23 protein-coding genes are annotated in these 25,692 nt (G+C 64.0%); 14 read left to right on the top strand and 9 right to left on the bottom strand.

Annotation, left to right across the window (positions count from 1 at the left end; genetic code table 11):
* Positions 1 to 20: 20 nt before the first annotated feature.
* Together NGJ21_RS19535 and NGJ21_RS19530 are read right to left on the bottom strand one after the other, a co-directional pair.
* The gene (locus NGJ21_RS19535; RefSeq protein WP_119687249.1) at positions 21 to 926 is read right to left on the bottom strand and encodes a DUF2950 domain-containing protein; all 906 of its coding nucleotides are present in this window, start codon (positions 924 to 926) and stop codon (positions 21 to 23) included.
* Positions 923 to 2,266, bottom strand: a complete 1,344-nt coding sequence (locus tag NGJ21_RS19530; protein WP_119687250.1) for a DUF3300 domain-containing protein — start codon at positions 2,264 to 2,266, stop codon at positions 923 to 925. The genes NGJ21_RS19535 and NGJ21_RS19530 overlap by 4 nt, the downstream gene beginning before the upstream one ends.
* Before the next feature lie 177 nt (positions 2,267 to 2,443).
* Between NGJ21_RS19530 and NGJ21_RS19525 the strand changes: the two genes are divergently transcribed.
* Both NGJ21_RS19525 and NGJ21_RS19520 read left to right on the top strand, forming a co-directional pair.
* Entirely contained in the window at positions 2,444 to 2,695 is a 252-nt protein-coding gene (locus NGJ21_RS19525) for a hypothetical protein (protein ID WP_012314889.1), read from the top strand.
* Between the two features lie 138 nt (positions 2,696 to 2,833).
* Complete coding sequence (locus tag NGJ21_RS19520; protein ID WP_012314890.1) at positions 2,834 to 3,553, top strand: TorF family putative porin; 720 nt, start codon at positions 2,834 to 2,836, stop codon at positions 3,551 to 3,553.
* Here NGJ21_RS19520 and NGJ21_RS19515 read toward each other — a convergent pair.
* Positions 3,550 to 4,470 (bottom strand): LysR family transcriptional regulator, encoded by a 921-nt coding sequence (locus NGJ21_RS19515; protein ID WP_119687251.1) that lies wholly within the window; start codon positions 4,468 to 4,470, stop codon positions 3,550 to 3,552. The two genes, NGJ21_RS19520 and NGJ21_RS19515, sit on opposite strands and share 4 nt — an antisense overlap.
* A 126-nt stretch (positions 4,471 to 4,596) precedes the next feature.
* On the opposite strand from NGJ21_RS19515, the gene NGJ21_RS19510 reads away from it, so the two are divergent.
* From NGJ21_RS19510 to dctM, 8 genes are all read left to right on the top strand, one after another.
* Positions 4,597 to 5,436 (top strand): HTD2 family dehydratase, encoded by an 840-nt coding sequence (locus NGJ21_RS19510; protein WP_251962529.1) that lies wholly within the window; start codon positions 4,597 to 4,599, stop codon positions 5,434 to 5,436.
* Positions 5,437 to 5,457: 21 nt separating this feature from the next.
* Positions 5,458 to 6,621 carry an acyl-CoA dehydrogenase family protein gene (locus NGJ21_RS19505; protein WP_251962528.1) on the top strand — a complete coding sequence of 388 codons (1,164 nt, stop codon included), beginning with the start codon at positions 5,458 to 5,460 and terminating at the stop codon, positions 6,619 to 6,621.
* Between the two features lie 10 nt (positions 6,622 to 6,631).
* Positions 6,632 to 7,981, top strand: a complete 1,350-nt coding sequence (locus NGJ21_RS19500; protein ID WP_115274524.1) for an MmgE/PrpD family protein — start codon at positions 6,632 to 6,634, stop codon at positions 7,979 to 7,981.
* An 18-nt stretch (positions 7,982 to 7,999) separates the two neighbouring features.
* On the top strand, positions 8,000 to 9,199 hold the full coding sequence (locus tag NGJ21_RS19495; RefSeq protein WP_115274523.1) for a CaiB/BaiF CoA transferase family protein: 1,200 nt from the start codon (positions 8,000 to 8,002) through the stop codon (positions 9,197 to 9,199).
* A complete protein-coding gene (locus tag NGJ21_RS19490; RefSeq protein ID WP_115274522.1) occupies positions 9,196 to 10,014 on the top strand; it encodes an HpcH/HpaI aldolase/citrate lyase family protein in 819 nt (272 codons plus the stop codon). The genes NGJ21_RS19495 and NGJ21_RS19490 overlap by 4 nt, the downstream gene beginning before the upstream one ends.
* A gap of 120 nt (positions 10,015 to 10,134) precedes the next feature.
* Positions 10,135 to 11,133 carry a TRAP transporter substrate-binding protein gene (locus NGJ21_RS19485; protein WP_046785808.1) on the top strand — a complete coding sequence of 333 codons (999 nt, stop codon included), beginning with the start codon at positions 10,135 to 10,137 and terminating at the stop codon, positions 11,131 to 11,133.
* Positions 11,134 to 11,202: 69 nt separating this feature from the next.
* Entirely contained in the window at positions 11,203 to 11,835 is a 633-nt protein-coding gene (locus NGJ21_RS19480; RefSeq protein WP_046785807.1) for a TRAP transporter small permease, read from the top strand.
* A complete protein-coding gene (gene dctM, locus NGJ21_RS19475) occupies positions 11,835 to 13,118 on the top strand; it encodes a C4-dicarboxylate TRAP transporter large permease protein DctM (RefSeq protein WP_012314899.1) in 1,284 nt (427 codons plus the stop codon). Before NGJ21_RS19480 ends, dctM begins: the two co-directional genes overlap by 1 nt.
* Before the next feature lie 49 nt (positions 13,119 to 13,167).
* Here the strand turns inward: dctM and NGJ21_RS19470 are convergent, their stop codons facing one another.
* Positions 13,168 to 14,049, bottom strand: a complete 882-nt coding sequence (locus tag NGJ21_RS19470) for a LysR substrate-binding domain-containing protein (protein ID WP_042112037.1) — start codon at positions 14,047 to 14,049, stop codon at positions 13,168 to 13,170.
* A gap of 44 nt (positions 14,050 to 14,093) precedes the next feature.
* Positions 14,094 to 15,884, bottom strand: a complete 1,791-nt coding sequence (ggt, locus tag NGJ21_RS19465; protein ID WP_251962527.1) for a gamma-glutamyltransferase — start codon at positions 15,882 to 15,884, stop codon at positions 14,094 to 14,096.
* 451 nt (positions 15,885 to 16,335) lie between these two features.
* Between ggt and NGJ21_RS19460 the strand changes: the two genes are divergently transcribed.
* Positions 16,336 to 17,694, top strand: a complete 1,359-nt coding sequence (locus NGJ21_RS19460) for an 8-oxoguanine deaminase (RefSeq protein WP_012314902.1) — start codon at positions 16,336 to 16,338, stop codon at positions 17,692 to 17,694.
* A gap of 66 nt (positions 17,695 to 17,760) precedes the next feature.
* Here the strand turns inward: NGJ21_RS19460 and NGJ21_RS19455 are convergent, their stop codons facing one another.
* From NGJ21_RS19455 to nhaA, 4 genes are all read right to left on the bottom strand, one after another.
* Positions 17,761 to 18,486: an anti-sigma factor gene (locus tag NGJ21_RS19455; RefSeq protein WP_251962526.1), complete on the bottom strand. Its 726-nt coding sequence runs from the start codon at positions 18,484 to 18,486 to the stop codon at positions 17,761 to 17,763.
* The gene (locus NGJ21_RS19450) at positions 18,483 to 19,031 is read right to left on the bottom strand and encodes a sigma-70 family RNA polymerase sigma factor (protein ID WP_046785802.1); all 549 of its coding nucleotides are present in this window, start codon (positions 19,029 to 19,031) and stop codon (positions 18,483 to 18,485) included. Before NGJ21_RS19450 ends, NGJ21_RS19455 begins: the two co-directional genes overlap by 4 nt.
* 105 nt (positions 19,032 to 19,136) lie before the next feature.
* On the bottom strand, positions 19,137 to 19,652 hold the full coding sequence (locus NGJ21_RS19445; protein WP_371926683.1) for a DUF3455 domain-containing protein: 516 nt from the start codon (positions 19,650 to 19,652) through the stop codon (positions 19,137 to 19,139).
* A 146-nt stretch (positions 19,653 to 19,798) separates the two neighbouring features.
* On the bottom strand, positions 19,799 to 21,157 hold the full coding sequence (gene nhaA, locus NGJ21_RS19440) for a Na+/H+ antiporter NhaA (protein ID WP_046785800.1): 1,359 nt from the start codon (positions 21,155 to 21,157) through the stop codon (positions 19,799 to 19,801).
* Positions 21,158 to 21,445: 288 nt separating this feature from the next.
* On the opposite strand from nhaA, the gene NGJ21_RS19435 reads away from it, so the two are divergent.
* The 3 genes from NGJ21_RS19435 to NGJ21_RS19425 are packed head-to-tail and all read left to right on the top strand — an operon-like array spanning position 21,446 to position 25,630.
* A complete protein-coding gene (locus NGJ21_RS19435) occupies positions 21,446 to 22,207 on the top strand; it encodes an efflux RND transporter periplasmic adaptor subunit (protein WP_119687257.1) in 762 nt (253 codons plus the stop codon).
* A complete protein-coding gene (locus NGJ21_RS19430; RefSeq protein ID WP_251962525.1) occupies positions 22,194 to 23,540 on the top strand; it encodes an efflux RND transporter periplasmic adaptor subunit in 1,347 nt (448 codons plus the stop codon). Before NGJ21_RS19435 ends, NGJ21_RS19430 begins: the two co-directional genes overlap by 14 nt.
* The gene (locus NGJ21_RS19425) at positions 23,540 to 25,630 is read left to right on the top strand and encodes a site-2 protease family protein (RefSeq protein WP_251962524.1); all 2,091 of its coding nucleotides are present in this window, start codon (positions 23,540 to 23,542) and stop codon (positions 25,628 to 25,630) included. The genes NGJ21_RS19430 and NGJ21_RS19425 overlap by 1 nt, the downstream gene beginning before the upstream one ends.
* Positions 25,631 to 25,692 lie beyond the last annotated feature (62 nt).

The following is a 25,692-nucleotide window of genomic DNA, read 5'->3' as shown; positions in this document are numbered from 1 at the left end:
AAAGCGCCGGGGTAGAACGTCTATTGATCGTGGCCCGCTTCGACAACCTGCCAACTGTCATCCGGATCGAAACGTTTCATGCCTTGGGCCAACGCTTCGCCCTGGGGCCCCAGGTCCTTCTCGAACACCTGGCCATCATGGCTGACCATGAAGCTCATCACGCCGGTGTCGTTGTACCTGGCCGGCCAGGCGACCATGGCGAAGCCACGGCTCATATGCTTGCCGATCAGGTAACTGTACGCACCACCCGGTGCCGAAGGGCCTTGAGCCTCGAGGATGCGGAAGTGGTAGCCGTACCAGTCATCACCGGGTGCATTCTGGCCGAACAGCGGGCCCAGCGGGCTGACCTGCCCGCCCGTTTCGTCCGCCCAGTACAAGCCGTCGCGCTTGCCGGGTGTGCTGAAAACCTGCCGGGCGTACTCCAGTGCGCCATCACCGTTATGGTCCTGCGTGGCGTAGTCCATCTGCGCATCGTGATAGGCAAGCAGCGACTGCACAGCGGCCAACTCGTCGCGGCCAATGCGCCGGGCACGAATCTCGGCACTGCCGGCCTTGAGGTCAAAGCGCCAGCCGCTGGCAGTTCGAGTGAGCGGAATGGGCAAGGTCCACTGCTCGCTGCCCACCGCCAGAATGGCCTGCCGGTCACCGTGCATCTGGATCTGGTGCTGCTGGTGGTACTGCTGCACGAACGCATCCACGTCGCTGCGCTGCACACCTTCGCGGGGGATGTAGGTGCGCCAGTCGTCACCGAGCAATTGCGTCAGGCGCGCCTGGTCTGCCTGCTCCACCCCCAGCGCCTCGACGAAGGCTGCGGCGGCCTTCTCTGGCGTGGGGAATGCCTGCTGCGCAGTGGCCAGGCATGACCAGGCGGCGCCAAGGGCAAACAGCCACAGGCCCAGCGACGACTTGCTTTGGCTCATGTTCATCGACGCCCCCCTCCACCACGGTGCATGGCCGCACTGGGCCGGGAGATGGTATGGCCCGCCGCACGCGATGCACTCGGCCGCTTGGCGAGCGCCTGGCTGGTGCGGCCACGGTTGGCCTGCGCCGCAGAGCGTGAGGGGGATCGCACGCCGTCGAACGCATTGTTCTTCGCCCTCCCAGCGCTATTGCCCGGTTTGTTGTGCAGCGCCTGGCGTGCCTGGCCGTTTGCCTGCCGGTGCTCCGCAGCACGGGGCCTGCTGGCCTGGGCTTCGCGAGCCCGGTCACGGGCTTCACGATTGCTGGTGGCCGGGCGTTCGATACCCGCCCGGTCCATCGAAGCACGGGCGCGATCGCGTGCCTGTGCACGCTGGGCATCGTCGCCACGGTAAGCTGCACGCTGGCTGGCACCGTCGAGCTGGCGGCCGAATTGCTGGCGGCTGCGGTTGTCACGGTACGGCACCCCATCGCGGTGCACGGCGTTGTGCTGCCAGGTGTTCTGGTTGTTGGCGATGCGGTTGTTGACGTTGATGTTGTTGTAACGATTGACGTCGATATCGATGTCGTTGCGCCCCCAGTCGCAATCGCCCCACAGCGAGTTGACGATCGCAACGCCAGTACCGAACGCCAGCCCGGCCAACAGCGCGCTGCCGGCGTAGTACAGCGGCGATGGCGGGTAATACACCGGCGGTGATGCGGGGTAGGCCCAGGTTCCGTAAGCGGTGGTCGGGTTGTAGGTGGGCACATACACCACCTGCGGGTCGGCCGGCTGGATGATGATGGTGCTGGAGGACGAACTGCTGGCCGGTGCCGCTTGCGAGCTGGGCGCGGCTGCCGGGGCAGCCTGCACCGTGACGTTCTGGTACTGGTTGCTCTGCAGGTTGCCTGCGGCCTTGGCCTGCTGGCGCAGACGCTGCACGGCACCCATCACATCATCAGGCTGGGCCAGAAACGCATCCCCAAGGCGCTGCACCCACACCGGGTCCTGCCCGAGAACCACCAGTACCTGCGGGAACGCCACCAATGCCTGGACACTCGGGTCCCAGGCCTGCGTCGCCACTTGTTTGACAGCCTCATCACCCTGAGCCTTGGGATTGGCCTTGGACCACGTCACTGCTTCGGCCACTTCACCGGGATAGGTGGCGGCCATCAGTACCTGTGCCAGCAGCGCGTCGGGATACAGCGCAATCGGCGCGAGCATCTGGTCCAGTTGCTCGGGGTTGAACACTGCCTGCTTGGCGGGTGCCGCCTCGGCGGCCGGTGCAGGCTCTTGCGCCTGGACCAGGCCTGGTTCACCACCCAGGCAAAGCAGAAGCGCCACGGCACATAACAATGGCATGCGCATCACAGTATCCCTCTGGCCCATACCGCGTGGAACTTAAGGTTAGCAAAGGCTGCCGTTCTCACACGGTGCTATCGATAGTCACTATCGAGAATGGCAATTTCTAATGATCGCGTCGGCTCAATAATCTTGCTCCATCGATTCGTCACACACCCATCTCCCGAATCCTGGAGCTTGCCGATGAACACTACGGCCCGCCTGCTGTTCGCCACCCTGTCCGCCGCTGCCATTGCCGTGCTCAGCGGTTGCGCCACCCACCCCGAACTGCGCCCCTACACCGCAGAAGAAACCCGCCAGCTGCAGCTCGAAGCCATCCAGCGCCAGGCACTCTCCCTGGATGAGTACGAGCTGCGCAAACGCGTGATCCTGCGCGCCGCCAGCGAACAGGTGGTGACCGAGGTGGCGGAGCCGGCCGGGGCGATAAAAGGTTGAATTGAAAGCCAGGCCATACGCTCACGTGCGGCCCCTGATCGACATCACCACCCGTTTGAAGCAGACCACGCTGTTTTCCCCGCCAGCCAACACGGGTATCCTGTGCCGCTCAAGCGCAAGCCTTCCAGGACGGTGACCATGACCAGGCCCCTTCTGTTGCTCAGTGCGGCCCTGCTGTTCAGCCCGGTGCTGCAAGCGCAGCAGATCCAACGCCAACTGGGCGATTTCGACTTCAAACTTGGCACCACGCCTTCACGCAGCATGGCCCAGGGGCTGATCTCGCCCAGCGCCAGCGGCGCCTTTCACGGTGGCCTGGACCTCAGCCACCCAAGCGGTTGGTACGTGGGCCAGTATGCGCCGAGCATGGGCGTGACGCCTGACTCCACACTGCGCCTTGACAGCTACCTGGGCTACAAGCACCACTTCGACAGCACACTGGGTTACGAAGTAGGCCTGATCCACTACAGCCAGCCGAACATCGCAGGGCCGGACAGCTATGCGTTGTATGGCGGCATTTCGGTCATGGGCAGCCGAATCGGCGGGGCCTGGCGTGACAACCCGGACAATCGCACCGGCACCCTGTTCGCCGATTTTGGCCAACTGCCGCTGTTCGACATCGACCTCACGGTCAAACTCGCCCATCACCGCCTGGGCACGCCCTTCACCATCGGCGACGGCAGCCAGGTGAATGCGTTCTCCGACTGGTCGCTGGAGCTGTCGCGCCCCTGGCTGGGCATCGACCTGAACCTGATCTACAGCAACTCCGACCTCAACGGCGGGGGCTGCGGTGCCTATGCCGGTATCAACACGTATTGCGAGAGCATGCTGACGTTCAAGGCTCAGCGCAGTTTCTTCTAGGGGGCCAGGGGCGGTTGCAGTGCGCTGCCTGCCCCTTCAGGCATCAAGGTGGCGATCAACGCCCTCACCGTCCCTGGCAACGCATCCAGCTCACGCACCAGAATGCTCCGCTCGCGCACGGCCCACGCTTCATCCAGTTCGATGGTGACCAGGTTCATGGTCTGGCTGTGCCGGACAGCCGCTGACTCGGGGATGATGCCAATCCCCACGCCCGCCTCCACCAGCCGGCATATGGCCTCGAAGCTCGACAGCTGGATACGCAGCGACAGATTCAGGCCCATGCGTTCGACATGGTCGCGCAGGAAGCTGAGCAAGGTGCTGCCGTCGTGCAGGCCGATATGCTGAAACGCCAGCGTCTGCTTCAGCGTGACCTGCCTGCTGGCAGCCAGCTCATGCCCTGCAGGCACGATCAGCACCAGCCGGTCGGTACTGAAGTGCAGCACCTGCAAACCGCTGGCTTCCACGGGGCCTGCGATGATGCCCATGTCGCTGCTGCCATCGAGCACACCGCGCACGATATCCCGCGACAGGCGCTCCTGCAGGTCCACGGTCACGCCGGGACGTTTGGCGAGAAAGCCCGCCAGCACTTCGGGCAGAAACTCGGTCACTGCGGTGGTGTTGGCAAAGATGCGGATATGCCCGGCCGAATCGGTGCCGAACTGGGCGAACTCGGCTTTCAGGTAGTCCACTTGGCGCATGATCAAACGCGCATGCATGAGCAGTTTTTGCCCGGCCGGGGTCAGTTCGACACCCCGGCTGTCGCGGTACAGCAGACGCGTGTCGAGCTGCGCCTCCAGGGCCTTGACGCGCGCACTTGCAGCTGCCGGTGAGAGGAATGCGCGCCGCGCGCCTTGGGTCAGGCTCGGTGACTCGCCGATATGAATGAACAGCCTCAGGTCTGCCAGATCAAAATGCATGGGCCTATCCGAATGTGGAGCAGGCGTTCAGCATACATGAACGCTGCCTTACATAAATGCAAATTCACAGAATGCCAAGTCCCTCGCATGATCGCTGCATAACAACAAATGCAGAGGCCAATGGTTATGACTGCTACGCACCCGCCCACGGATTACAGCGCCTGGATCGGCCGCACGGAAGAGGCCGTCGATGAGCTCAGCCGCAACCTGATCAAACGTATCGCCGCCACCTTCGGCGAAGCCGCCCCCGCCGTGGGTCAGCCCCTGCCGCCGCTGTGGATGTGGTGCTTTTTCCAGGAGCCGGTGGCCGAATCGCAACTGGGCAGCGATGGTCACCCGGCGCGCGGCGGCTTCCTGCCGCCCGCCGACAATCGCAACCGCATGTGGGCCGGGGGGCGCGTCGAATTCTTTACCCCGCTCAAGGTCGGCGCCGAGGCCCATCGCCTGTCGACCATCGTGCATATCGAAGAGAAGCACGGCCGCACGGGCGCCTTGCTGTTCGTCACGGTGCGCCACGAGTACTCCCAGCAGGGCGAACTGTGCGTACGTGAAGAGCAGGATATCGTCTACCGCGAACCGAACCCGCCCAAATTGAGCAGCGCCGCGCCAACCGCCCCAGGCGACTGGAGCGAGGCCGTCACGCCCTCCCCGACTCTGCTGTTCCGTTACTCCGCCGTCACCTTCAACGGCCACCGCATCCACTATGACCACCCCTACGTCACCGATACCGAAGGCTACGCGGGCCTGGTCGTGCACGGTCCCTTGATCGCCACCCTGACCCTGCGCGCCTTCCTGCGCGCCAACCCCGGCAAGCGCCTGCGCCAATTCGCCTACCGCGGCGTACGCCCACTGACCGTGCCCACGCCATTCGAAGTGGCCGGGCGCATCGGCGCACCGGGCCAGGCGCAACTGTGGGCCGGTAATGCCGACGGCGTGGCGCAGAGCGCCGACGTGCTTTTCGACTGAGAACTGGACAGGGAACCCCGCATGCATACGTACGACAGTGATGACCTCAATGCCATCCGCGAAGGCGTGCGCGCCTTGTGCGCCGAATTCGACGCCAGCTACTGGCGCAAAATCGATGAAGAAAAAGGCTTCCCTGAAGCCTTTGTAAAAGCCATGACCGATGCCGGGTGGCTGTCGGCGATGATTCCGGAGCAGTACGGCGGATCGGGCCTGGGCCTGGCTGAAGCCTCGGTCATCCTCGAAGAAGTGAATGCCTGCGGTGGCAACTCCGGCACCGTGCATGGGCAGATGTACAACATGTTCACCTTGCTGCGCCATGGCAGCGAGGAACAGAAGCGCCACTACCTGCCCAAGCTGGCCAGTGGCGAGCTGCGCCTGCAGTCGATGGGTGTGACCGAGCCCACCACCGGTACCGACACCACCAAGATCAAGACCACCGCGGTGCGCCAGGGCGACAAGTACGTGATCAACGGGCAAAAAGTGTGGATCTCGCGGGTTCAGCACTCCGACCTGATGATCCTGCTGGCCCGCACCACGCCTTTGCCTGAGGTGAAGAAAAAGTCCGAGGGCATGTCGATCTTCCTGGTCGACCTGCGCGACGCCATTGGCAAGGGCCTGACCGTGCAGCCGATCGCCAACATGGTCAACCACGAGACCAACGAGCTGTTCTTCGACAACCTGGAACTGCCGGCCAGCAGCCTGATCGGCGAAGAAGGCAAAGGCTTCAGGTACATCCTCGACGGCCTCAACGCCGAACGTACCTTGATTGCCGCCGAGTGCATCGGTGACGGCCGCTGGTTCGTCGAAAAAGCCAGCGCCTATGCCCGTGACCGCGTGGTGTTCGGCCGGCCGATCGGGCAGAACCAGGGCGTGCAGTTCCCCATCGCCGAAGCGCACATCGAAATCGAAGCCGCCGACCTGATGCGCTGGCGCGCCTGCGCCGAATACGACAGCGGGCAGAATGCCGGGGCCAGCGCCAACATGGCCAAGTACCTGGCGGCGAAGGCCTCGTGGGAAGCCGCCAATGCGTGCCTGCAAACCCATGGCGGGGTTGGCTTCGCCTGCGAATACGACGTCGAGCGCAAGTTCCGCGAGACCCGCCTGTACCAGGTGGCGCCGATTTCCACCAACCTGATCCTGTCCTACGTGGCCGAGCACCTGCTCGAACTGCCGCGCAGCTTCTGAGGGCCTGAGCATGCAGCATACCCACGCCCTGGCCGGCTTTCTCGCCGACCTGCGCTACACGCACCTGCCCGGCCACGTGCTGGACCGCACTGAAGACCTGTTCCTGGACTGGCTTGGCTCGGCCTTTGCCAGCCAAGGCGCGCACCCGATCCCGCTGTTCGAGCGCTATGCCGAACGCATGGGGCCTGCGCAGGGCAATGCTCGAGTATTGACCAGCGGGCGCACGTCATCCCCCTACTTCGCTGCCCTGGTCAATGGCGCGGCCTCTCACCTGGTCGAGCAGGACGACCTGCACAACAGCTCGGTGCTGCACCCGGCGACCGTGGTGTTTTCTGCCGTACTGGCGGCGGCACAGGACCTTGGCAAGTCTGGCCAGGACCTGCTGCTGGCTGCAGTCGCCGGCTATGAAGCCGGCATCCGCATCGGTGAATTCCTCGGTCGCTCGCATTACCGCATCTTCCATACCACCGCCACTGTCGGCACCCTGGCCGCAGCCGTCGGGGTGGGCAAACTGCTGGGCTTCAACCAGGCGCAGTTCATCAACCTGCTCGGCAGCGCCGGCACCCAGGCCGCCGGGCTCTGGGAGTTCCTGCGCGACGCCGCCGATTCGAAGCAGTTGCATACCGCCAAGGCCGCCGCCGACGGCTTGCTGGCCGCCTACCTCACCGCCGATGGCCTGAGCGGTGCACGCAATATCCTCGAAGGCGAACAGGGCATGGCCGCCGGCATGTCCAGCGATGCCGACCCGGCGCGCCTGAGCGACCGTCTGGGCACGCGCTGGGCGCTGGTGGAAACCTCGTTCAAGTACCACGCTTCGTGTCGCCATACCCACCCCGCCGCCGATGCCTTGCTGCTGCTGATGCAGCGCGAAGGCCTTGGCCATGAACAGATCGCCAGGGTCGTCACCCGCGTGCATCAGGGCGCGATCGATGTGCTTGGCCGCGTCACCACACCTGCCACCGTGCACCAGGCCAAGTTCTCCATGGGTACCGTACTTGGCCTGATTGCGGTGCATGGCAGCGCGCAACTCATCGACTTCCGTGACCTGGCGCTGACCGACCCACAGGTCGCGCACTTTCGCGAGCACGTCGAGATGCAACTGGACGCCGAAGTGGACGCCGCCTACCCCAAGAGGTGGCTGGGCCGCGTGGACGTTACCTGCACCGATGGCCGCAGCTTCAGCGCCGCCATCGACGAACCTAAAGGCGACCCCGGCAACACCCTGTCGCGCCCGGAGCTTGCGGCCAAGTTTCAGCGCCTGCTGGCGTATTCCGGCGCGCGCAGCCCGGCCCAGGGCCAGGCATTGATCGAGCGCGTCTGGCAACTGCGCGACGCCCGCTCGCTGGCTGATCTGCACTGAACACCAACAGGTGACCCTATGACCCAAACAACGCCCCGCCCGCTGGACGGCATCACCGTGATCAGCCTGGAGCACGCTATCGCGGCCCCCTTCTGCACCCGCCAACTGGCCGACCTCGGCGCCCGCGTGATCAAGGTCGAGCGCCCTGGCAGCGGCGACTTCGCCCGCGGCTACGATCAGCGTGTCGATGGCCTGGCCTCGCACTTCGTCTGGACCAACCGCTCCAAGGAAAGCCTCACCCTGGACCTCAAGCAGGACGCCGCCGACGGTATTCTCGAGGCCCTGCTGGCCAAGGCGGATGTGCTGGTGCAAAACCTCGCACCGGGCGCGGCAGCGCGCATGGGCTTGTCGTTCGACGCCCTGCACGCCCGCTTCCCAGGGCTTATCGTGTGCGATATCTCCGGGTATGGCGAAGGCGGCCCTTATGAAAAGAAAAAGGCCTACGACCTGCTGATCCAGAGCGAAGGCGGCTTTCTCTCGGTAACCGGTGGCCCTGGCGAAAACGACATGGCCAAGGCCGGCTGCTCGATCGCCGATATCGCCGCCGGCATGTACGCCTATACCGGCGTGCTCTCGGCGTTGCTGCTGCGTGACAAGACCGGCATCGGCAGCCGCATCGACGTGTCGATGCTCGAAAGCCTGGTGGAGTGGATGGGCTACCCGATGTACTACTCCTACGACGGCGCGCCGCCTCCCCCGCGCGCCGGCGCTTCGCACTCCACCATCTACCCGTATGGGCCGTTCCCAACCGGCGGTGGCGGCACGATCATGCTTGGCCTGCAGAACGAACGGGAATGGGCCTTGTTCTGCGAAAAGGTGCTGCTTGACCCGGCGCTGGCCAGTGATGACCGCTTCAATGCCAACTTCAAGCGCTCAGATAACCGCGAGGTGCTGCGGCAGATCATCATCGAGGGCTTCGCCAGCCTGTCGCTGGACGAGGTAGTGGCACGCCTTGAAGATGCGCAAATCGCCAACGCCCGGGTCAACGACATGCACGGGGTGTGGCAACACCCGCAGTTGCAGGCCCGCGGCTGCTGGCGTGAAGTGGACAGCCCGGCCGGCAAGCTGCCCTCGCTGCTGCCACCAGGGCGCAACGCGGCCTTTGCCCCGCGCATGGACGCCGTGCCGGCGCTGGGGCAACACACCCAGGGCATCCTCGGCGAGTTGGGCTTCAGCCCGGCAGAGCAAGCCAGCCTGGCCGCAGGTGGTGTGGTATGAACAGTGTGCGCTCTGCACTGTTCGTACCCGGCAGCCGGCCTGAGCGTTTCGCCAAGGCGCTGGCGGCAGGGGCCGATGCCGTCATCGTCGATTTCGAGGATGCCGTGGAGGAACCCCTCAAGCGCCAGGCCCGGGACCACCTGGAGGCGTTCCTGCAGGCCACGCCATTGGCGTCGGTGTGGGTCCGGGTGAATGCGCCGCAGCACGCCGAGCATGCGGCAGACCTGGCCTTCTGCGCGCAGCAGCCTGGCATCGCCGGCGTGCTGCTGCCCAAGGTGGAAAACGCCGCACAGGTGGCCGTTGCCCGGCACACCGGCAAACCGGTATGGCCCATTATCGAAAGCGCCAAGGGCCTGCTCGCGCTGGAGCAGATCGCCCATGCCGAGGGGGTCGAGCGGTTGTCGTTCGGCAGCCTCGACTTGGCGCTGGATCTACACTTGAACACCGACAGCGCTGCTGCCAGGCAGTTTCTCGACCAGGCGCGCATGGCCGTGCAGCTACACTCGCGGGGTGCCGACCTGCTGCCGCCGCTCGATGGCGTGTTTCCTGCCATTGGCGACGCCGAAGGGTTGCACCAGGCGATGCGGCATGCCTACGACCTGGGGTATGGCGGGGCGTTGTGCATTCACCCCAGGCAAGTGCCGGTGATTCACGCGGCACTCGCACCCGACGCCCAAGCGCTGGCCTGGGCCCGGCGGGTGCTGGCGGCGAGCGCCGCAGCGAACGGGGCCGGTGCGTTTCAGCTGGACGGGCAGATGGTGGATGCGCCGGTCGTGTTCCGGGCGCAGCGGTTGTTGGCACAGGCGTCCGGTTGAACTGGGTTGGCGTTCGGCTACACCGAATGCCGCCTTACACAAATGCTAATTCACCACACGCAAGCCATTGGTCCATCGTTACATCCATCCTCCTACAAAAATAAATCTGAGGTGACATCGATGTTCAAGCTGACCCAGGCGCTGTTCTGCGCCGCCGCAGTGTCCATGGCCGGCCTTGCACAGGCTGCCGATCCGATCATCATCAAGTTCGCCCACGTGGTGGCCGACAGCACGCCCAAAGGCCAAGGTGCACTGATGTTCCAGAAGCTGGTGGCGGCGGACCCGCAGCTCAAGGACAAGGTCAAGGTCGAGGTCTACCCCAACTCGTCGCTGTTCGGCGACGGCAAGGAGATGGAAGCGCTACTGTTGGGTGATGTACAGATGCTGGCGCCTTCACTGGCCAAGTTCGAGCACTACAACAAACAGGTGCAGATCTTCGACCTGCCGTTCCTGTTCGACGACCTGGCGGCCGTCGACCGTTTCCAGCAAGGCCCGCAGGGCAAGGCACTGCTGACCTCGATGGACGACAAAGGCATCCACGGCCTGGCCTACTGGCACAACGGCCTCAAGCAGCTGTCGGCCAACAAGAAAGTGATCCTGCCCAAAGATGCCCGCGGCCTGAAATTCCGCGTGCAAGCCTCCAGCGTGCTCGAAGAGCAGTTCAAGGCGATCCGTGCCAACCCGCGCAAGATGAGCTTTGCCGAGGTTTATCAGGGCCTGCAGACCGGCACGGTCAATGGCACCGAAAACACCTGGTCGAACTACGAAAGCCAGAAGGTCAACGAGGTGCAGCCGTTCTTCACCGAGACCAACCACGGCCTGATCGACTACATGGTGATCACCAACGCCAAGTTCTGGAACGGCCTGCCTGAGGACGTGCGTGGCGAGCTGCAAACGCTCATGGACCAGGTCACCGTCGAGGTGAACAAACAGGCCGAAGCCCTGAACCAGACCTCCAGGCAGAAAATCATCGATGCCAAGACCAGCGAGATCGATGCCCTGACTGCCGAGCAGCGCCAGCAATGGCGTGAGGCCATGCGCCCGGTGTGGGACAAGTTTTCCGATCAGATCGGCGCTGACTTGATCAAGGCAGCCGAGGCCGCCAACAAGGCTTCCTGACAGCCGCACGCCCTGCCCCGGCCACCTGTTGCACAGGTGGCCAGCCCTCTCTCTGTCTGGAGAATTCCTATGCAATCGCTCAGGCGTGTCTGGGAGCACTTCGAGGAGGGCATGATCGCCCTTCTCCTGGCGGCCATGACCTTGGTGACCTTCGTCTACGTAGCACTGAACAACCTCTATACCGTGTTCTACACGCTCAGTGACCACTGGGCTTTTGCCAGTGACCTGCTGCTGGGCATCGGCGACCACCTGATGGGCTACGCCCAGGAAATGACCTGGAGCATCGCCCTGACCAAGGCGCTATTCGGTTGGCTGATCTTTTTCGGGATCGCCTATGGCGTGCGCACCGCTGGCCACTTGGGTGTCGACGTACTGGTGCGGCGCACCCGCAAGCCAGTGCAACGGGTACTGGCGATGATCGCCTGTGCCTGTTGCCTGGCGTATGCCGGGCTGTTCCTGGTGGCCAGCATCAAATGGGTAAGCGCCGTGCTTGTGGCCGGCATCGGCGCCGAAGACCTGGACCGCTATGGCATCAAGGTCGGCCATATCGCGCTGATCGTGCCCTTCGGTTTCGCCTTGGTCATTGTCCGCTACCTGGAGATCCTCTATCGCCTGTTCACCCATCGCCAGTATGGCCTGGGCCTGGCCGACGAGGCTGCAGAGGCGAGCAAGCTGGCCAACCCGGGTGAGGAGCATCACTGATGACGGTTATCTGCCTGTTCCTGTTGTTGTTCGTGTTCATGTTCCTGGGGGTGCCGATCGCAATTTCGCTGGGCTTGTCGGGCGCACTTTCAATCCTGATGTTCAGCCAGGACTCGTTGAGCTCGCTGGCGATCAAGCTGTTCGAGACCTCCGACAGCTACACCTTCCTGGCCATCCCGTTCTTCCTGCTGTCGGGCGCGTTCATGACCACCGGTGGCGTGGCCCAGCGGCTGATCGACTTCGCCAACGCCTGTGTCGGGCACATCCGTGGCGGCCTGGCCATTGCCGCAGTGCTGGCATGCATGCTGTTCGCCGCGTTGTCGGGCTCGTCGCCGGCCACGGTCGCGGCGGTGGGCTCGATTGCCGTTGCCGGCATGGTGCGCTCCGGTTACCCCCGCGAGTTCGGCGCGGGGATCATCTGCAACGCCGGCACCCTGGGCATCCTGATTCCGCCTTCGATCGTCATGGTGGTGTACTCGGCGGCGACCGAAACCTCGGTAGGCAAGCTGTTCATGGCCGGTGTGGTGCCAGGCATCCTGCTCGGCCTGGCGCTGATGGTGACGATCTACATCGTCGCCCGGATCAAGAAACTGCCCGCACAACCTCGTGCCAGTTTTGCCGAATGGTTGAGTACCGCCAGGCGCGCGTTCTGGGGGCTGTTGCTGCTGGTGATCATCCTGGGCGGCATCTACAGCGGCATGTTCACCCCCACCGAGGCGGCCGCCGTGGCAGCGGTGTACTCAGCGTTCATCGCGCTGTTCGTGTACAAGGACATGCGCCTGCGCGACTGCCCGAAGGTATTGCTGGAGTCGGGCCGGCTGACCATCATGCTTTTGTTCATCATCGCCAACGCCATGTTGTTCGCCCATGTGCTGACCACCGAGCAGATCCCCCAGCAGATCACCCAGTGGGTGCTGTCCGAGGGCCTGACGCCGATCGGTTTCCTGATCATGGTCAACGTGGTACTGCTGGTGGCGGGCAGCTTCATGGAGCCGTCGGCGATCATCCTGATTCTCGCGCCGATCTTCTTCCCGATCGCCATGAAGCTTGGGATCGACCCGATTCATCTGGGGATCGTCATGGTGGTGAACATGGAGATCGGCCTGGTGCATCCGCCGGTGGGGCTGAACCTGTTCGTGACTTCAGCGGTGACGGGCCTGACGCTGGGGCAGACGATTCGCGCCGCGCTGCCGTGGCTGTCGATCCTGCTGCTGTTCCTGGTGCTGGTGACTTACGTGCCGTTCATTTCGCTGGCACTGCCGCAGTGGTTGGGCATGCCGTAATGCACTGATCTTCCGGGCCCCATCGCCAGCGATGGGGTCAGTGCAGGCATCAGATCCCTCCACCCTCCAGCACCTGCGACATGACCTTGGCCAATGCCGTGACCATCACATCCGCCGTCGGCCGGTGGACGATGACGATTTCGTAGCTGTCCACCTCAGGCAACCCGTGTTGCCTGCCAAGCACCCGATGCTCAGGGGTCGCCGCCCGTGGTGGCAACAGGCTGATGCCCATGCCGTCGGCCACCGCGGCCTGGATGCCACTGAGGCTGGAGCTGGTGAAACTGATGCGCCAGCGCCGGCCCATGCCTTCGATGGCGGTGATCATGTCATCGCGGTACAAGCCGCGTGGCGGAAAGGTCACCAGCGGGATCGGGTCGAGCTCGAAGGACGGCATGCGTGCGCTGTCGATCCACTGCAGACGCTCGGGCCAGCACGCCACGCCTTCGCGGCTGTTGCGTCGCTGCTTGAGCAACACCAGGTCAAGTTCGCCATTGTCATAGGCCTGGCTGAGGTCGCGGCACAGGCCGCTGGTGACCTCCAGCTTGACCTGCGGGTGCAGCCGGCTGAATGCCGACAGCGCGTTGGTGGTGCGCCCGCCGACGAAATCTTCGGGAACGCCCAAACGTACGGTGACGCCGACCATGGCACCGGCCAAAGCCTCGAGCATCTGGTCGTTCAATGCCAGCATGTGCCGGGCGTAGCCGAGCAAGGTCTGGCCGGCGTCGGTCGGCAACACGTCACGGTTACCGCGCACCAGCAGGCGGTGGCCGACCATGTCCTCGAGACGCCGGACTTTCTGGCTGATGGTCGATTGCGTCGAATGCAGGCGTGCGGCAGCGGTGGTGAAGCTGCCACAATCGGCCACCACGACAATGGCACGCAGCAGGTCGAGGTCGAACAGAGCCCTATTCGATTTAACGCTGATAGACATCCGGGTATTCAACTTTTGAATGACAAGGTTGTCTTCTACCATGGCTAATCGCCAAGCGCCACGCCTTCGCGCCGCGGGTCGGCGCCCCCCGCCCAGCCTGCGCCGGTACGCTGGATGATCTGCATGCCGCTGGTCATGGTCATGGGCGTCACCTCATGGCCCCAGGCCGCCAATTGCCGGACCAGCGCCGGGCTGGTCAGCCCGGCTTCCACTTCGGTACCGGCGTTACGGCTGCCGAAGTTGGGCAGGTTGCTGGCCTGTTGCGGGTCGAGCCGCCAGTCCAGCAAACCCACCAGCGCCTTGTTCACGTAGCCGATGATCTGCGAGCCACCGGGTGATCCGAGGCTGGCCACCAGTTCCCCGGACGCCTGCGAAAACACCAGGGTCGGGGCCATCGCCGACAACGGCCGCTTGCCCGGTTCAACCCGGTTGGCAACGGGCTTGCCGTTCTCCTGTGGGATGAAGGAAAAGTCGGTCAACTGATTGTTCAGCAGGAAGCCCTTGACCATCAGGTGCGAACCGAATGCCGCCTCTACCGAAGTGGTCATAGCCAGCGCCTGACCGCTGTCATCCACCGCCGAAAGGTGCGAGGTGGAGATGCGCAACGGCGAACGGTCCGGGGCCAAGGCCAGGTCCGCGCCCTGCGGCTTGCCCGGTCGCGCATGTTTCATGCTGAAGTCGCCTATCAGCTCTGCCCGCCCGGCCAGGTACCCCGGGGCGGTCAATGCCTTGAGCGGTATCGGCACATAGTCGCTGTCGGCCAGGTACTGGGCACGGTCGGCGTAGGCCAGCCGTTCGGCCTCGGCGATCAGGTGAACGGCCAGCGGCGCGGGCTCAAGGCCTGCCGGCGAAGCACTGACGCTGGGCGGCAGCTTCGCAAGGTCGCGTTGTGGCATGGCGTGCTGCAGCGCCTCGAGGATGCCCAAGGTCTGCAGCACCGTCACTGCACCTGATGATGGCGGCGGCATGCCGCAGATCTGCCAGGCCTTGTAAGGGCCGCATAACGGCGTGCGCTCCTTGGCCTGGTACTGGCGCAGATCCTCCAGTGACAGGAGCCCGGCATTGGCATGCGCCTGTACCTGGGTGACGATCGCTTCGGCAATTTCACCGGTATAGAACGCATCGACGCCCTGCTGTGCGATACGTTCGAAGGTATGCGCAAGTTCGGGGTTGCGCAGCAGCGCCCCCACCGCCAGCGGCTGGCCGTGCTCATCCAGGAAATAGCGGGCCATGGTGGGTGAACCGGCGATGAAAGGGTCACCCGCCAGCAACGCGTGCAGGCGCTCGGACACAGGGAAGCCACTGCGTGCCAAGGCAATGGCCGGCGCGAACAGTTGATGCCACGGTAGCTTGCCATGTTGCTCGTGCGCCATTTTCAAGGCACGCAGCACCCCTGGTACGCCTACCGAGCGCCCGCCGATCTGCGCTGCCCGGAACGGCATCGGGGTGCCGTCCGGTTGCAGAAAGAGCGTTGGCGTCACTGCGGCCGGCGCGGTCTCGCGGCCGTCGAATGCCTGTACCCGTTTGCCGTCCCAGTACAAGATGAACGCCCCACCGCCAATGCCGCTCGATTGCGGCTCGACCAAGGTGAGTACCATTTGCATGGCAATTGCCGCATCGATGGCACTGCCACCGGCGCGCAGCATCGCCCGCCCGGCTTCGCTGGCCAGCGGGTTGGCAGCCGCCACCATGTGCCGGTTGGCGTGAACCGGTTGCAGGCCGGAGCGGTAACCTGACCCAAGCTCAGGGGGCGCGGGCAGCGGCTGGTCGGCCCAAGCCCATTGGCTGGCCAGGGCAAGGCACAGGGTGCTGATCAATCGGGTTGGCGATGGCATTGGTGGCGTCCTGTCGAAGTGCATGCCTTGGGCGCCCAACATAAACCAGGCCATGTACTGCGCAAAGCGCCGTGGCACCACCTCGACATTCAATGCAGAATTTTTCGTATACAAAAATGAACATTTCTGGTTACATCAACCCGCGCCTACGACAGTGGTAATCGCCGCTGCGTATTGCGACAGGCTAAAGCCATGCATTACCCCTATCTGCTCATTCCCTTCGAGCGCCCTCTGCGAATCGACGCATTCGCCGTTCACCCGTCGCCCTATGCACCCATCCGCCGTCTCGCGCCTAGTCTTTGTGACTCAGTGGTGTCGGCGCGTGCGCGGCTGCGCTGACTGGCCCTGCTGCCCACGCCGTGTTTTCCACACCGAGCCTGGTTGCCCTCGAGAAAAAACCAGGTGTCCGCACTGACGAATTGCACCCCGCCCTTGGCGGGAAGGAATACCTATGCCCAAGACTTTGCTGATAAAGAACGCCGAACTGCTGGTGACGATGGACGGCGAGCGCCGCGAGATCAGACGCGGCGGCCTGTTCATAGAAGACAACCTGATCAAGCAGGTCGGCCCCAGCGACGAGCTGCCCCAGCACGCCGACGAGATTCTGGACATGACCGGCAAGGTGGTCATCCCGGGGCTGGTCAACACACACCATCACATGTATCAAAGCCTCACCCGCGTGGTCCCGGCGGCCCAGGACGGTGAACTGTTCAACTGGCTGACCAACCTTTACCCGATCTGGGCACGGTTGACGCCCGAGATGATCGCGGTATCGACCCAGACCGCGATGGCCGAACTGATTCTCTCCGGCTGCACCACCTCCAGCGACCACCTGTACATCTACCCCAATGGCTGCAAGCTCGACGACAGCATCCACGCCGCCGGGGAAATCGGCATGCGTTTCCACGCCGCACGCGGCAGCATGAGCGTGGGCCGCAGCCAAGGCGGGCTGCCGCCGGACTCGGTGGTGGAAAAGGAAAGCGACATCCTCAAGGAGTCGCAGCGCCTGATTGAGGACTACCATGACGCCAGCCATGGCTCGATGCTGCGTGTGGTCGTGGCGCCCTGCTCGCCGTTCTCGGTCAGCCGCGACCTGATGCGTGAAGCGGCGGTGCTGGCACGCAACTACGGGGTTTCGCTACACACCCATTTGGCTGAAAACGTCAACGATATCGCTTACAGCCGCGAAAAGTTCGGCATGACCCCTGCCGAATACGCCGAGGACCTGGGCTGGGTCGGCCACGATGTGTGGCACGCGCACTGCGTGCAACTCGACCAGCACGGCATCGAGCTGTTCGCCCGTACCGGCACCGGCGTGGCTCACTGCCCATGCTCAAACATGCGCCTGGCCTCGGGTATTGCACCGATCCGCAAGATGCGCGACCACGGGGTGCCCGTAGGCCTGGGCGTCGACGGCTCGGCCTCCAACGATGGCGCCAGCATGATCGGTGAAGTGCGCCAGGCGCTGCTGCTGCAGCGTGTCGGCTTCGGCCCTGATGCGATGACCGCACGCGAAGCGCTGGAAATCGCCACCCTCGGCGGTGCCAAGGTGCTCAACCGTAATGACATCGGCGCCTTGGCGCCGGGCATGGTCGCCGACTTCGTCGCCTTCGACCTCGGCCATGTCGCCTACGCAGGCGCACACCATGACCCGCTTGCGGCCTTGGTGTTCTGCACTCCGACTCAGGTCGATACCAGCGTGATAAACGGCCGTGTAGTGGTCAAGGACGGCCGCATCACCACCGTCGACCTGCCGCTGGTGCTGGAGCGCCACAACCAGTTGGCCCGTCAGTTGGTTACCGGCGATTGATAGCGGCCTGCAAGCCTGTAGAGCGGCGCGCAGGCGCCGCTTTTACTGCCCCTGTGCAAGGCGCTGTCAAAGCACCTTCACCGCTCGACCGATGAACTGCACAGGCCCGGTTGGGCGTCCGGTCGGCGAGCCGCCCGCTCTTTCCAGGGTCAGTTCGAACAGTTGGTTGGGCTCCAGGGGAGGCAGGTCATGCGCGGGCACGCGATATTGCTCGCCAGGTTTGACCAGGCCCAGCGACAGTGGCGCCTGCCACTGTTCGCCCTTGGTCCAGAACTGCAACACCTTGTCGCTCGGTACCGCGAACTGCCCCAAGGGAATCAGTTGAATGCTGCGGGCATCGCTTGCCTGTACCACCCACCCCGGGTCACTGTCTGCCGGCGCAACCAGCACCACAAGGTAGGAAGGCTCCGGCGCCTTGGCGGTCAGCAGCGTGAAGGCCAACAGCAGGCTGGCAACCAGGCCTGCACCCGCCAGGCCTTGCCATAGCACCAGGCGATGCCACCAGCGCCTTGGCTGTGCTGACGCCGCCTTGCGCTGTGGCTGTGACTGTGACTGTGCATCGACGCTGCGGCTGATCCGCCCCCACAAACGTGGGTTGGGTGGCAAAGGCTCTGCGAGTGCGTTCAACGCCAATAGCCGCTGCTCCCAGGCATCCACGGCACCACGCAACTGCTGATCCCCCGTCAGGCGCTGGCGCACGGCCTCATGTTGTTCGGCCGACAAGGTACCCAACACGTACTCCCCGGCCAACTCATCAAGTGCCTCGGCGGTTTCGCCCAGTGGCTTCTTCATCCCATGCACTCCCGCAACGCCTTCAGGCTGCGTTTGATCCAGGCTTTGACGGTACCCAACGGTGTGTTCAGCAACCCGGCGATTTCGGCATGGCTGCAACCGTCGACATACGCGTGCAGGATGCACAGCTTGCGTGAGGGTTCCAGTTGCTCGAGGCAACGGTGAACCTTGGCCGAGTCCGCCATGAGATCGATATCACTCGCGAAGGGCAACGGTACTTGTGCACTGTCAAACGCCCCTTCATCCAGCACGACTTCGCGCCGGGTGTCGCGTATGTAATTGAGCGCCAGGTGCCGGGCCACGCTATAGATCCAGCCCCGCGCAGAGCCGCGCGCAGGGTCGAAGCTGGCAGCCCCGGACCATATCCGAATGAAGGCATCGTGCAGGATGTCTTCTGCTGTAGCGTGGTCGCGGGCGATTCGGCGCACCACACCTAGCAGGCGTGCGCCCTCCTCCTCGTAGAGTGCATGCAGCGCTCGGCGGTCTCCCCGTGCGCAGGCTTCAAGGCAACGCTGAAAGTCGAAAGGGGGCAAAGGTGAGTTCACTGCAAGGTCAGCCCTGTAGTCCCTGGACGGTTCCCCCAGCCATTGGGCCGGGGGGCTGTCGATCAGCGTAGACGCCAGTGGCTCACCTGCCTATGCGCACTGCCATCATTTTGCCGCCCAGAAGATATAGTCAGCCTGGTAATCAACGATTTTGCGCTCACCTTTGTTCTGCATCGAGCAGGCAGTTGCCGGCGCAACACCGCCGCGGGTGGCCACGCGCTGGATATAGCTCACACCGGTCATGGCCCCTTTACCTTCGGCCGGGCTGGCCTGAACCAGCTGGTAAGGCAGGTCGCCCTTGGCCGCTGGCGCCACGGCCAATTGGGTGCCGGTGACCTTCGAGCCGTCTTTGGCCTGCCAGGTGGCGGGCGGCCCGAAATAGTCGCCCACCGCCTTGCCAGACCTGTCCTTGAGTACCGCTTTGGGGCCGACGAATGTCCACTCGGTCTGGCCGGGGGCATTGGCTTTGTCGCGGCATTCGTAGGTGACCTGGCCCACACCGACGGTTTCCAGCATGACGGCGTGGCCATCCGGAACCTTGACCGCGTCGGGCAAGGCGGATTGAGCGTGAGCGGCTTGGCTGGCCACGATCAGGACAAGACCGCCTGTGAGCATCAGCATGGTAACTGGGCTGTTCATGGTGCAAATCTCCTGGCGAGTAATCGACAGCGCGAAGTCGCGCTACCTGTAATACCCGCCAGGTTGCAGATTGGATGCACCTGTGGAAAAAAATTGTGCATCCACCCGTACGTTGCCCGGTTTGCCTGTCAGCCTACCTGGGCCGGTGCCGTCTTGGCTGCCTTGCGCAGGCTCCACACACCCCATGCCAGGCCGATCACAGCAGCAATGACCGAGCCCGACAGTACGCCAAGCTTGGCCGCGCCCAGAACGCCAGGGTCAGAGAACGCCAGGTTGGCAATGAAGATCGACATGGTAAAGCCGATGCCTGCCAACAGCCCGATCAGCGTGATGCCGTGCCAGGTAACGCCCGCCGGCAACGCGCACCAGCCCAACCGTACCATCAGCCAGCTGATCGTCACGATACCCAACGGCTTGCCCAGGACCAGCGCCACAGCGACGCCTGTCATCACCCAGTGAGGACCATCGGCAGACAGGTCGACACCAGACAACCCGACACCGGCGTTGGCCAGGGCGAACAGCGGCATGATCGCGAAAGCCACCCAAGGATGCAGATGGCCTTGCACGCGCAGCACTGGGGCGACCAGCTCGCGCTGCGCCACACGCAGGTTTTTCAGCGGGCTCATCAGTTCGCTGTCATCGATCTGCGGTGCCTTGGCGCGGCCGAGCAGGTCGTCGGTGAAGCGGGTGACGGCCTCCAGTGGGCGCTCGCCCAAAGGCATGGCCCGAACCGGTGTCATCAGGCCAAGCACCACGCCCGCCAAGGTGGGGTGGGCACCGGTCATCAACATGCCCAGCCAGGTGATGAACCCGGGGATGATGTAGGCATAGGCCGAACCGACACCTATCTTCTGCAGGCCGAGCACCAGCAGCAGGCCGATGGCGGCGACGCCGAAACCGCTGTAATCCAGGCCACCGGAGTAGAAGAAGGCAATGATCAGCACCGCGATGATGTCGTCGATGATCGCCAGGGCGAGCAGGAACACCCGCACATTGGAAGGGATCGACTTGCCCAGCAGCGCCAGCACACCCACTGCAAAGGCGATGTCGGTGGCAGTCGGCACTGCCCAACCCTCTTGCGCGGGAGGCGAATGATTGAACGCCAGGTAGATGAGCGCGGGTACCACCACACCGCCGACAGCCGCCGCCATCGGCAGCGTGGCCTGGCGCAGGCTGGACAGCGCGCCTTCATGAATTTCGCGACGGATCTCCATACCGACGACCAGGAAGAAGATGGTCATCAGGCCGTCGTTGATCCAGAAATGCAGTGACTGGGAATAGACCAGCGAGCCGACACCGAAGCTTATCGGCGTGTGCCAGAGGGCGTCATAGCTTTCGGCAGCGGGCGAATTCGCCCAGATCAGTGCTGCAACGGCGGCGATCAACAGTACGACGCCGCTCACGGCCTCGATATGCAGAAAGCGTTCGAAGTTGGCGAATGCGCGTTGGGCAATTTGCTGGGCACGGGGCATTACGTGTTTTTGCATGGGCACAAGAACTCCCGCACGGCGGCCCGACCTGCGTAGTTATTTAACCTGCGTCACTGCGTCATGCAGCTAGCACCCGGCGGGGATTCTAGCGCAAAACCTGGATACTGTGCACGAAAGCGTCTTTCAACGCCTGGTTGCAGCCACCTGAACGCCTGCCCGCGGCACAGCAACTGCGACACATTTGCAACCGGAATATTGGGCAGATTGCGAATTCGTTCCTAGTATGAAGACGTTATAGCGATTGCGTTGCGTGCCTGCTGGATGCCTCTCTACAAGGAGTCGAGAATGCCTTTGCCTGTCGTTGCTCAGCGGTACCTTACCTTGTTACTGGCCTTGGCCAGCGCTGCCGCCCAGGCCGAGCAAGGCGCCCCAACCGAGGACCCGCAACTGATTCGCGTGCTGCTGGCTGCCGAACTGGAAACGACCCTGTCCAGCCAGATGAGTGGCACCTTGGGCGAAATCCAGACGCACTTCGGCGACCAGGTGGCCAAAGGCGTCACATTGGCACGTTTCAACTGTAACGAAGCCCAGGCCCGTAGCAAGGTCGCGGTGGCTGAACTGGCCATGGCCCGGCAGAACCTGCAGGCCAAGCAACAGTTGCGCAAGCTGGACGCAGTGGGCGACATCGAAGTGGCCGCAGCCAAAACCGAAGTGCAGAAGGCCGATGGGGCCCGCGCCATGGGTGAGGCGCAGATGAGCTATTGTCGGGTCCTGGCGCCGTTTTCGGGCCATGTGGCCAAGGTTTACGTCAAGCCCTACCAAACTGTCAGCGCAGGTACACCGCTGTTTGACCTGGTCAGCGATGGTGCATTGAAGGTGCGCCTCAATGTCCCTTCCAGCCAGTTGAAAACGCTCAGCCCCGGCCAGCCGTTGACGGTTAACGTTCACGAAACGGGCAAGACCTACCCGGCCAAGGTCAGCGTGATCAATGCCAGGGTAGATGCGGTGGCACAGACGGTGGAGCTTGAGGCGCGCTTCGATCAACGCTTTCCCGAACTGATGGCCGGCATGAGCGGCACCGCGCGGTTCGACCATGACCGTGAATAGGCCGCTGCCTCACCCACAGCTATTGCTGCAGCTGGACGCCCTGCGCGACAAGGCCATGGCCGCCGAGACGCTGGGCGCACTGGCGTTCAGCATGGCCAACGACCTGTACCCGCTGCTGCCCTTTCACCAGGCGCTGGTGTTCGGCCAAAGCAAGGCCGGCCTTGAGCTGCTGTGCGTGTCGGGCCTGGCGCGGCCCAGCGAAGACTCGCCCTACCTGGTCTGGCTCAGGCGCGCCAGCCGTTGGCTGGCCGGGCGTCTGGCCGATGCGCAGCCTACCTGGCTGACCCTGAACAACGCCTCGCCGCCCGAAGACATCGCTCAGGGCTGGACCGAATGGTGGCCTTCGGGGCTGTGGTGTATACCGCTGCACGTCCCTGCCGGCGAGCGCCTGGGCGTGCTTGTACTGCTGCTTGAAGAAGCCCCGCCGCCGGTGGTGCATCAGCAACTCGATGGCCTGATACGCACCTGGGCGTACTGCTGGAACACGCTGACACGGCGCCGCCGGCTCGGTCGATGGCGCCCCAGCCGGCGTCAGGTGCTGGTGACCTTGCTGGTAGCAGCGTCGCTGTTATTGGTGCCAGTGCGTCAGACGGCACTGGCACCGGCACAGATCGTCTCGCGCCAGGCACAGATTGTCAGCTCTCCGATCGACGGCGTGATCGCCCAGGTATCGGTACGACCCAACCAGCCGGTGCAAGCCGGCACGCCGTTGTTCACCCTTGACGAAACCACCTTGCGCAGCCGCGCCGAGGTGCTCGGCAAGGAGGTCGCCGTGGCCGATGCCGAATTGCAGGCTGCCAACCAGCGGGCGTTCGACAACCCGCAAAGCAAAAACGAACTGACCCTGCTGCAAGGCCGCGTCCAGCAGCGACGGGCCGAACTGGCCGCTGTACAAGCGCAACTGCGGCGCACCCAGGTGCTGGCTCCACGCGCCGGGGTGACGGTGTTCAGCGACCCCAACGACTGGCTCGGCAAACCGGTGACAACCGGCGAGCGCATCATGCACGTTGCCGACCCTGCGCAACCGGCCATGCAGATCCAGCTCGCCGTGGCCGATGCCATAGCCCTGGAACCTGGCGCCGAAGTGACCTTGTTCCTCACTGCCTATCCGCTCAGCCCACTCAAGGGCAAGATCCTCGAAACCAGCTATCAGGCCAAACCCAGCGACGATGGCGTGGTCGCCTACCGTCTGCTGGCAAGCATCGACGAGCATTCCGAGCATGCCCGCCTGGGCCTGCATGGCACCGCCAAGCTCTATGGCGACCGCGTCATGCTCGGCTACTACCTGCTGCGTCGCCCGCTGGCCACGTTGCGAGCCTGGAGCGGCTGGTGATGCTGGATCCCAGCGACCTGCCGCTGCCGCCACTGCGCGAGGACCTGCGCCTGTGCGAAGCCGCCGACAGCCGAGAAGGCGAACCGGCGTGGATGATCCACGACACCGTGCTGAACCGCTTCTACCGCATCGGCTGGCTGGAGTTCGAATGCCTGCTGCGCTGGGGCCAGACACCGCGCCAGATCAGCGAGCAGGTGTCGCACGACAGCGCGCTCAAGCCGGATATCGAGCAGGTGCTGGCATTGCGTGCGTTTCTCGAACAACACCACTTGCTGCGCCCAGGCCCCGAGCAACTGGCCAGGCTGCAAACCGCCAATGAGGCGCGCACCTGGTCAAGCTGGCGCTGGTGGCTGCACCACTACCTGTTCTTTCGCGTGCCGCTGCTGCGCCCACAAGCGGGCCTGCAGCGCCTGGCCGCTGCCTTGGGTTGGCTGTTCCATCCGCTGACCGGGCTAACAGTGATCGGTTTGACCATCCTGGGCGTGATCCTGGTGATGCAACAATGGGACAGCTTCACCCATGCCGTGGTGGAATCATTCTCCACCGAAGGCCTGTTCAGCTTTGCCCTGGCGCTAGTGGTGGCAAAAACCCTGCACGAGCTCGGCCATGCCCTGGTAGCCACGCGCCTGGGCTTGCGCGTCGGGCACATGGGCGTGGCGTTTCTGGTGTTGTGGCCAATGCTTTACACCGACACCGGCGAAAGCTGGAAGCTCAAGCGCGCCCACCAGCGCCTGGCGATCGCTTCGGCGGGCATCGTCACCGAGCTGTCCCTGGCGGGCTTGGCGACCCTTGGCTGGGCCGTGTGCGATGATGGCGCCCTGCGCAACGCCCTGCTGTACCTGGCGACCACCAGCTGGGTGCTGTCCCTGGCGCTCAATGCCAGCCCCTTCATGCGCTTCGACGGCTATTTCATCCTCAGCGACCTGCTTGACTTCCCCAACCTGCACGAACGCTCTTCTGCGCTGGCTCGTGTAGCCATGCGGCGCACCCTGCTGGGGCTCGACGAAGCCTGGCCGGAGCCGTTTCCCATTGGCCAGCGACGCCTGCTGGTGGCGTTTGCCTTCGCTACCTGGCTGTATCGCCTGGTGCTGTTTCTCGGCATCGCCGTGGCGGTCTACCTGTTTTTCTTCAAACTGTTGGGGATCGTGCTGTTCATGGTCGAATTGGCGTGGTTCATCGCGCTGCCGGTGAAACGTGAGCTGAGCCACTGGTGGCAACAGCGGGCACGCATTCCGGGGCAGCGCAAGCGGATATTCTATGTGTGCCTTAGCCTGGCCCTGCTGGCCCTGGCAGTACCTTGGCACAGCCAGGTAAATGCCGTAGGTGTGGCCCGTGCCGAGCACCAGCTGCGCGTCTACACCCCCTACCCTGCACGACTGAAAAGCCTGCACCAGGCGGGCCCTGTCAAGGCCGGCGACGTACTGGCAGTGCTTGAGGAGCCGGACCTGAACTCACGCATGCGCAGCAGTGAGGCCAGCGCCCGCAGCTATGAGGCACGCTTGTCGGGACTGCTGGCCGACCCTGCGGGGCTGGCCGAGGATGCGGCCACCCAACAGCGCCTGATGGTGCAGAACGAGGAAGCACGCGCCGCGCGCAGCGAGATTGCCCGGCTCAACCTGCAGGCGCCATTCGCCGGTCACTGGCTGGACCTTGAACCCGACTGGCAGCCTGGCCAGTGGTTCAACCGCCAGCAACCGCTGGGCATCTTGATAGATCCCCGTCACTGGCAGATCGATGCCTACGTCGCCCAGGACCAGGTGCACCTCCTTGCCGTGGGCAACCCGGTGAAATTCTATCCCGAAGGCCAGGCCATCGCCCTGCGCGGCAAGGTGCTGGCGATTGGCAGCACACGCGCCGGGCATTTGGCCCACCGCATGCTCTCTTCACACTTTGGCGGCCCGGTGCAAACGAGCGGTGAAGCGCTTGTACCCAACCATGCACTTTTTCAAGTGCTGGTGGCCCTGGATGAACCGCTGGCCAGCGTGCGCGAAACCCGCGGCAAGCTGAAGATCGATGGGGAAAAGCGCAGCGTGCTGGGCGAACTGGGCAAATGGCTGTTGGGCGTTGGCCTGCGTGAGAGCGGTTTCTGAACATTGCCTTCCGGCGCCTGCTCCCCCGCCCTGAGAAAACCCGACTACGATTGCTAAAGCTT

This window comes from Pseudomonas sp. Marseille-Q5299, assembly GCF_943737035.1.
In the GTDB taxonomy this organism is placed as follows: Bacteria; Pseudomonadota; Gammaproteobacteria; order Pseudomonadales; family Pseudomonadaceae; genus Aquipseudomonas; species Aquipseudomonas putida_E.
Note: the sequence above shows the minus strand (reverse complement) of the source record. Positions and strands in the feature narration are given on the sequence as shown.

Coding starts and splice junctions, on each gene's coding strand:
- NGJ21_RS19535 (WP_119687249.1), bottom strand. CDS start 926: ATGAACATGAGCCAAAGCAAGTCGTCGCTGGGCCTGTGGCTGTTTGCC.
- NGJ21_RS19530 (WP_119687250.1), bottom strand. CDS start 2,266: ATGCGCATGCCATTGTTATGTGCCGTGGCGCTTCTGCTTTGCCTGGGT.
- NGJ21_RS19525 (WP_012314889.1), top strand. CDS start 2,444: ATGAACACTACGGCCCGCCTGCTGTTCGCCACCCTGTCCGCCGCTGCC.
- NGJ21_RS19520 (WP_012314890.1), top strand. CDS start 2,834: ATGACCAGGCCCCTTCTGTTGCTCAGTGCGGCCCTGCTGTTCAGCCCG.
- NGJ21_RS19515 (WP_119687251.1), bottom strand. CDS start 4,470: ATGCATTTTGATCTGGCAGACCTGAGGCTGTTCATTCATATCGGCGAG.
- NGJ21_RS19510 (WP_251962529.1), top strand. CDS start 4,597: ATGACTGCTACGCACCCGCCCACGGATTACAGCGCCTGGATCGGCCGC.
- NGJ21_RS19505 (WP_251962528.1), top strand. CDS start 5,458: ATGCATACGTACGACAGTGATGACCTCAATGCCATCCGCGAAGGCGTG.
- NGJ21_RS19500 (WP_115274524.1), top strand. CDS start 6,632: ATGCAGCATACCCACGCCCTGGCCGGCTTTCTCGCCGACCTGCGCTAC.
- NGJ21_RS19495 (WP_115274523.1), top strand. CDS start 8,000: ATGACCCAAACAACGCCCCGCCCGCTGGACGGCATCACCGTGATCAGC.
- NGJ21_RS19490 (WP_115274522.1), top strand. CDS start 9,196: ATGAACAGTGTGCGCTCTGCACTGTTCGTACCCGGCAGCCGGCCTGAG.
- NGJ21_RS19485 (WP_046785808.1), top strand. CDS start 10,135: ATGTTCAAGCTGACCCAGGCGCTGTTCTGCGCCGCCGCAGTGTCCATG.
- NGJ21_RS19480 (WP_046785807.1), top strand. CDS start 11,203: ATGCAATCGCTCAGGCGTGTCTGGGAGCACTTCGAGGAGGGCATGATC.
- dctM (WP_012314899.1), top strand. CDS start 11,835: ATGACGGTTATCTGCCTGTTCCTGTTGTTGTTCGTGTTCATGTTCCTG.
- NGJ21_RS19470 (WP_042112037.1), bottom strand. CDS start 14,049: ATGTCTATCAGCGTTAAATCGAATAGGGCTCTGTTCGACCTCGACCTG.
- ggt (WP_251962527.1), bottom strand. CDS start 15,884: ATGCCATCGCCAACCCGATTGATCAGCACCCTGTGCCTTGCCCTGGCC.
- NGJ21_RS19460 (WP_012314902.1), top strand. CDS start 16,336: ATGCCCAAGACTTTGCTGATAAAGAACGCCGAACTGCTGGTGACGATG.
- NGJ21_RS19455 (WP_251962526.1), bottom strand. CDS start 18,486: ATGAAGAAGCCACTGGGCGAAACCGCCGAGGCACTTGATGAGTTGGCC.
- NGJ21_RS19445 (WP_371926683.1), bottom strand. CDS start 19,652: ATGCTGATGCTCACAGGCGGTCTTGTCCTGATCGTGGCCAGCCAAGCC.
- nhaA (WP_046785800.1), bottom strand. CDS start 21,157: ATGCAAAAACACGTAATGCCCCGTGCCCAGCAAATTGCCCAACGCGCA.
- NGJ21_RS19435 (WP_119687257.1), top strand. CDS start 21,446: ATGCCTTTGCCTGTCGTTGCTCAGCGGTACCTTACCTTGTTACTGGCC.
- NGJ21_RS19430 (WP_251962525.1), top strand. CDS start 22,194: ATGACCGTGAATAGGCCGCTGCCTCACCCACAGCTATTGCTGCAGCTG.
- NGJ21_RS19425 (WP_251962524.1), top strand. CDS start 23,540: ATGCTGGATCCCAGCGACCTGCCGCTGCCGCCACTGCGCGAGGACCTG.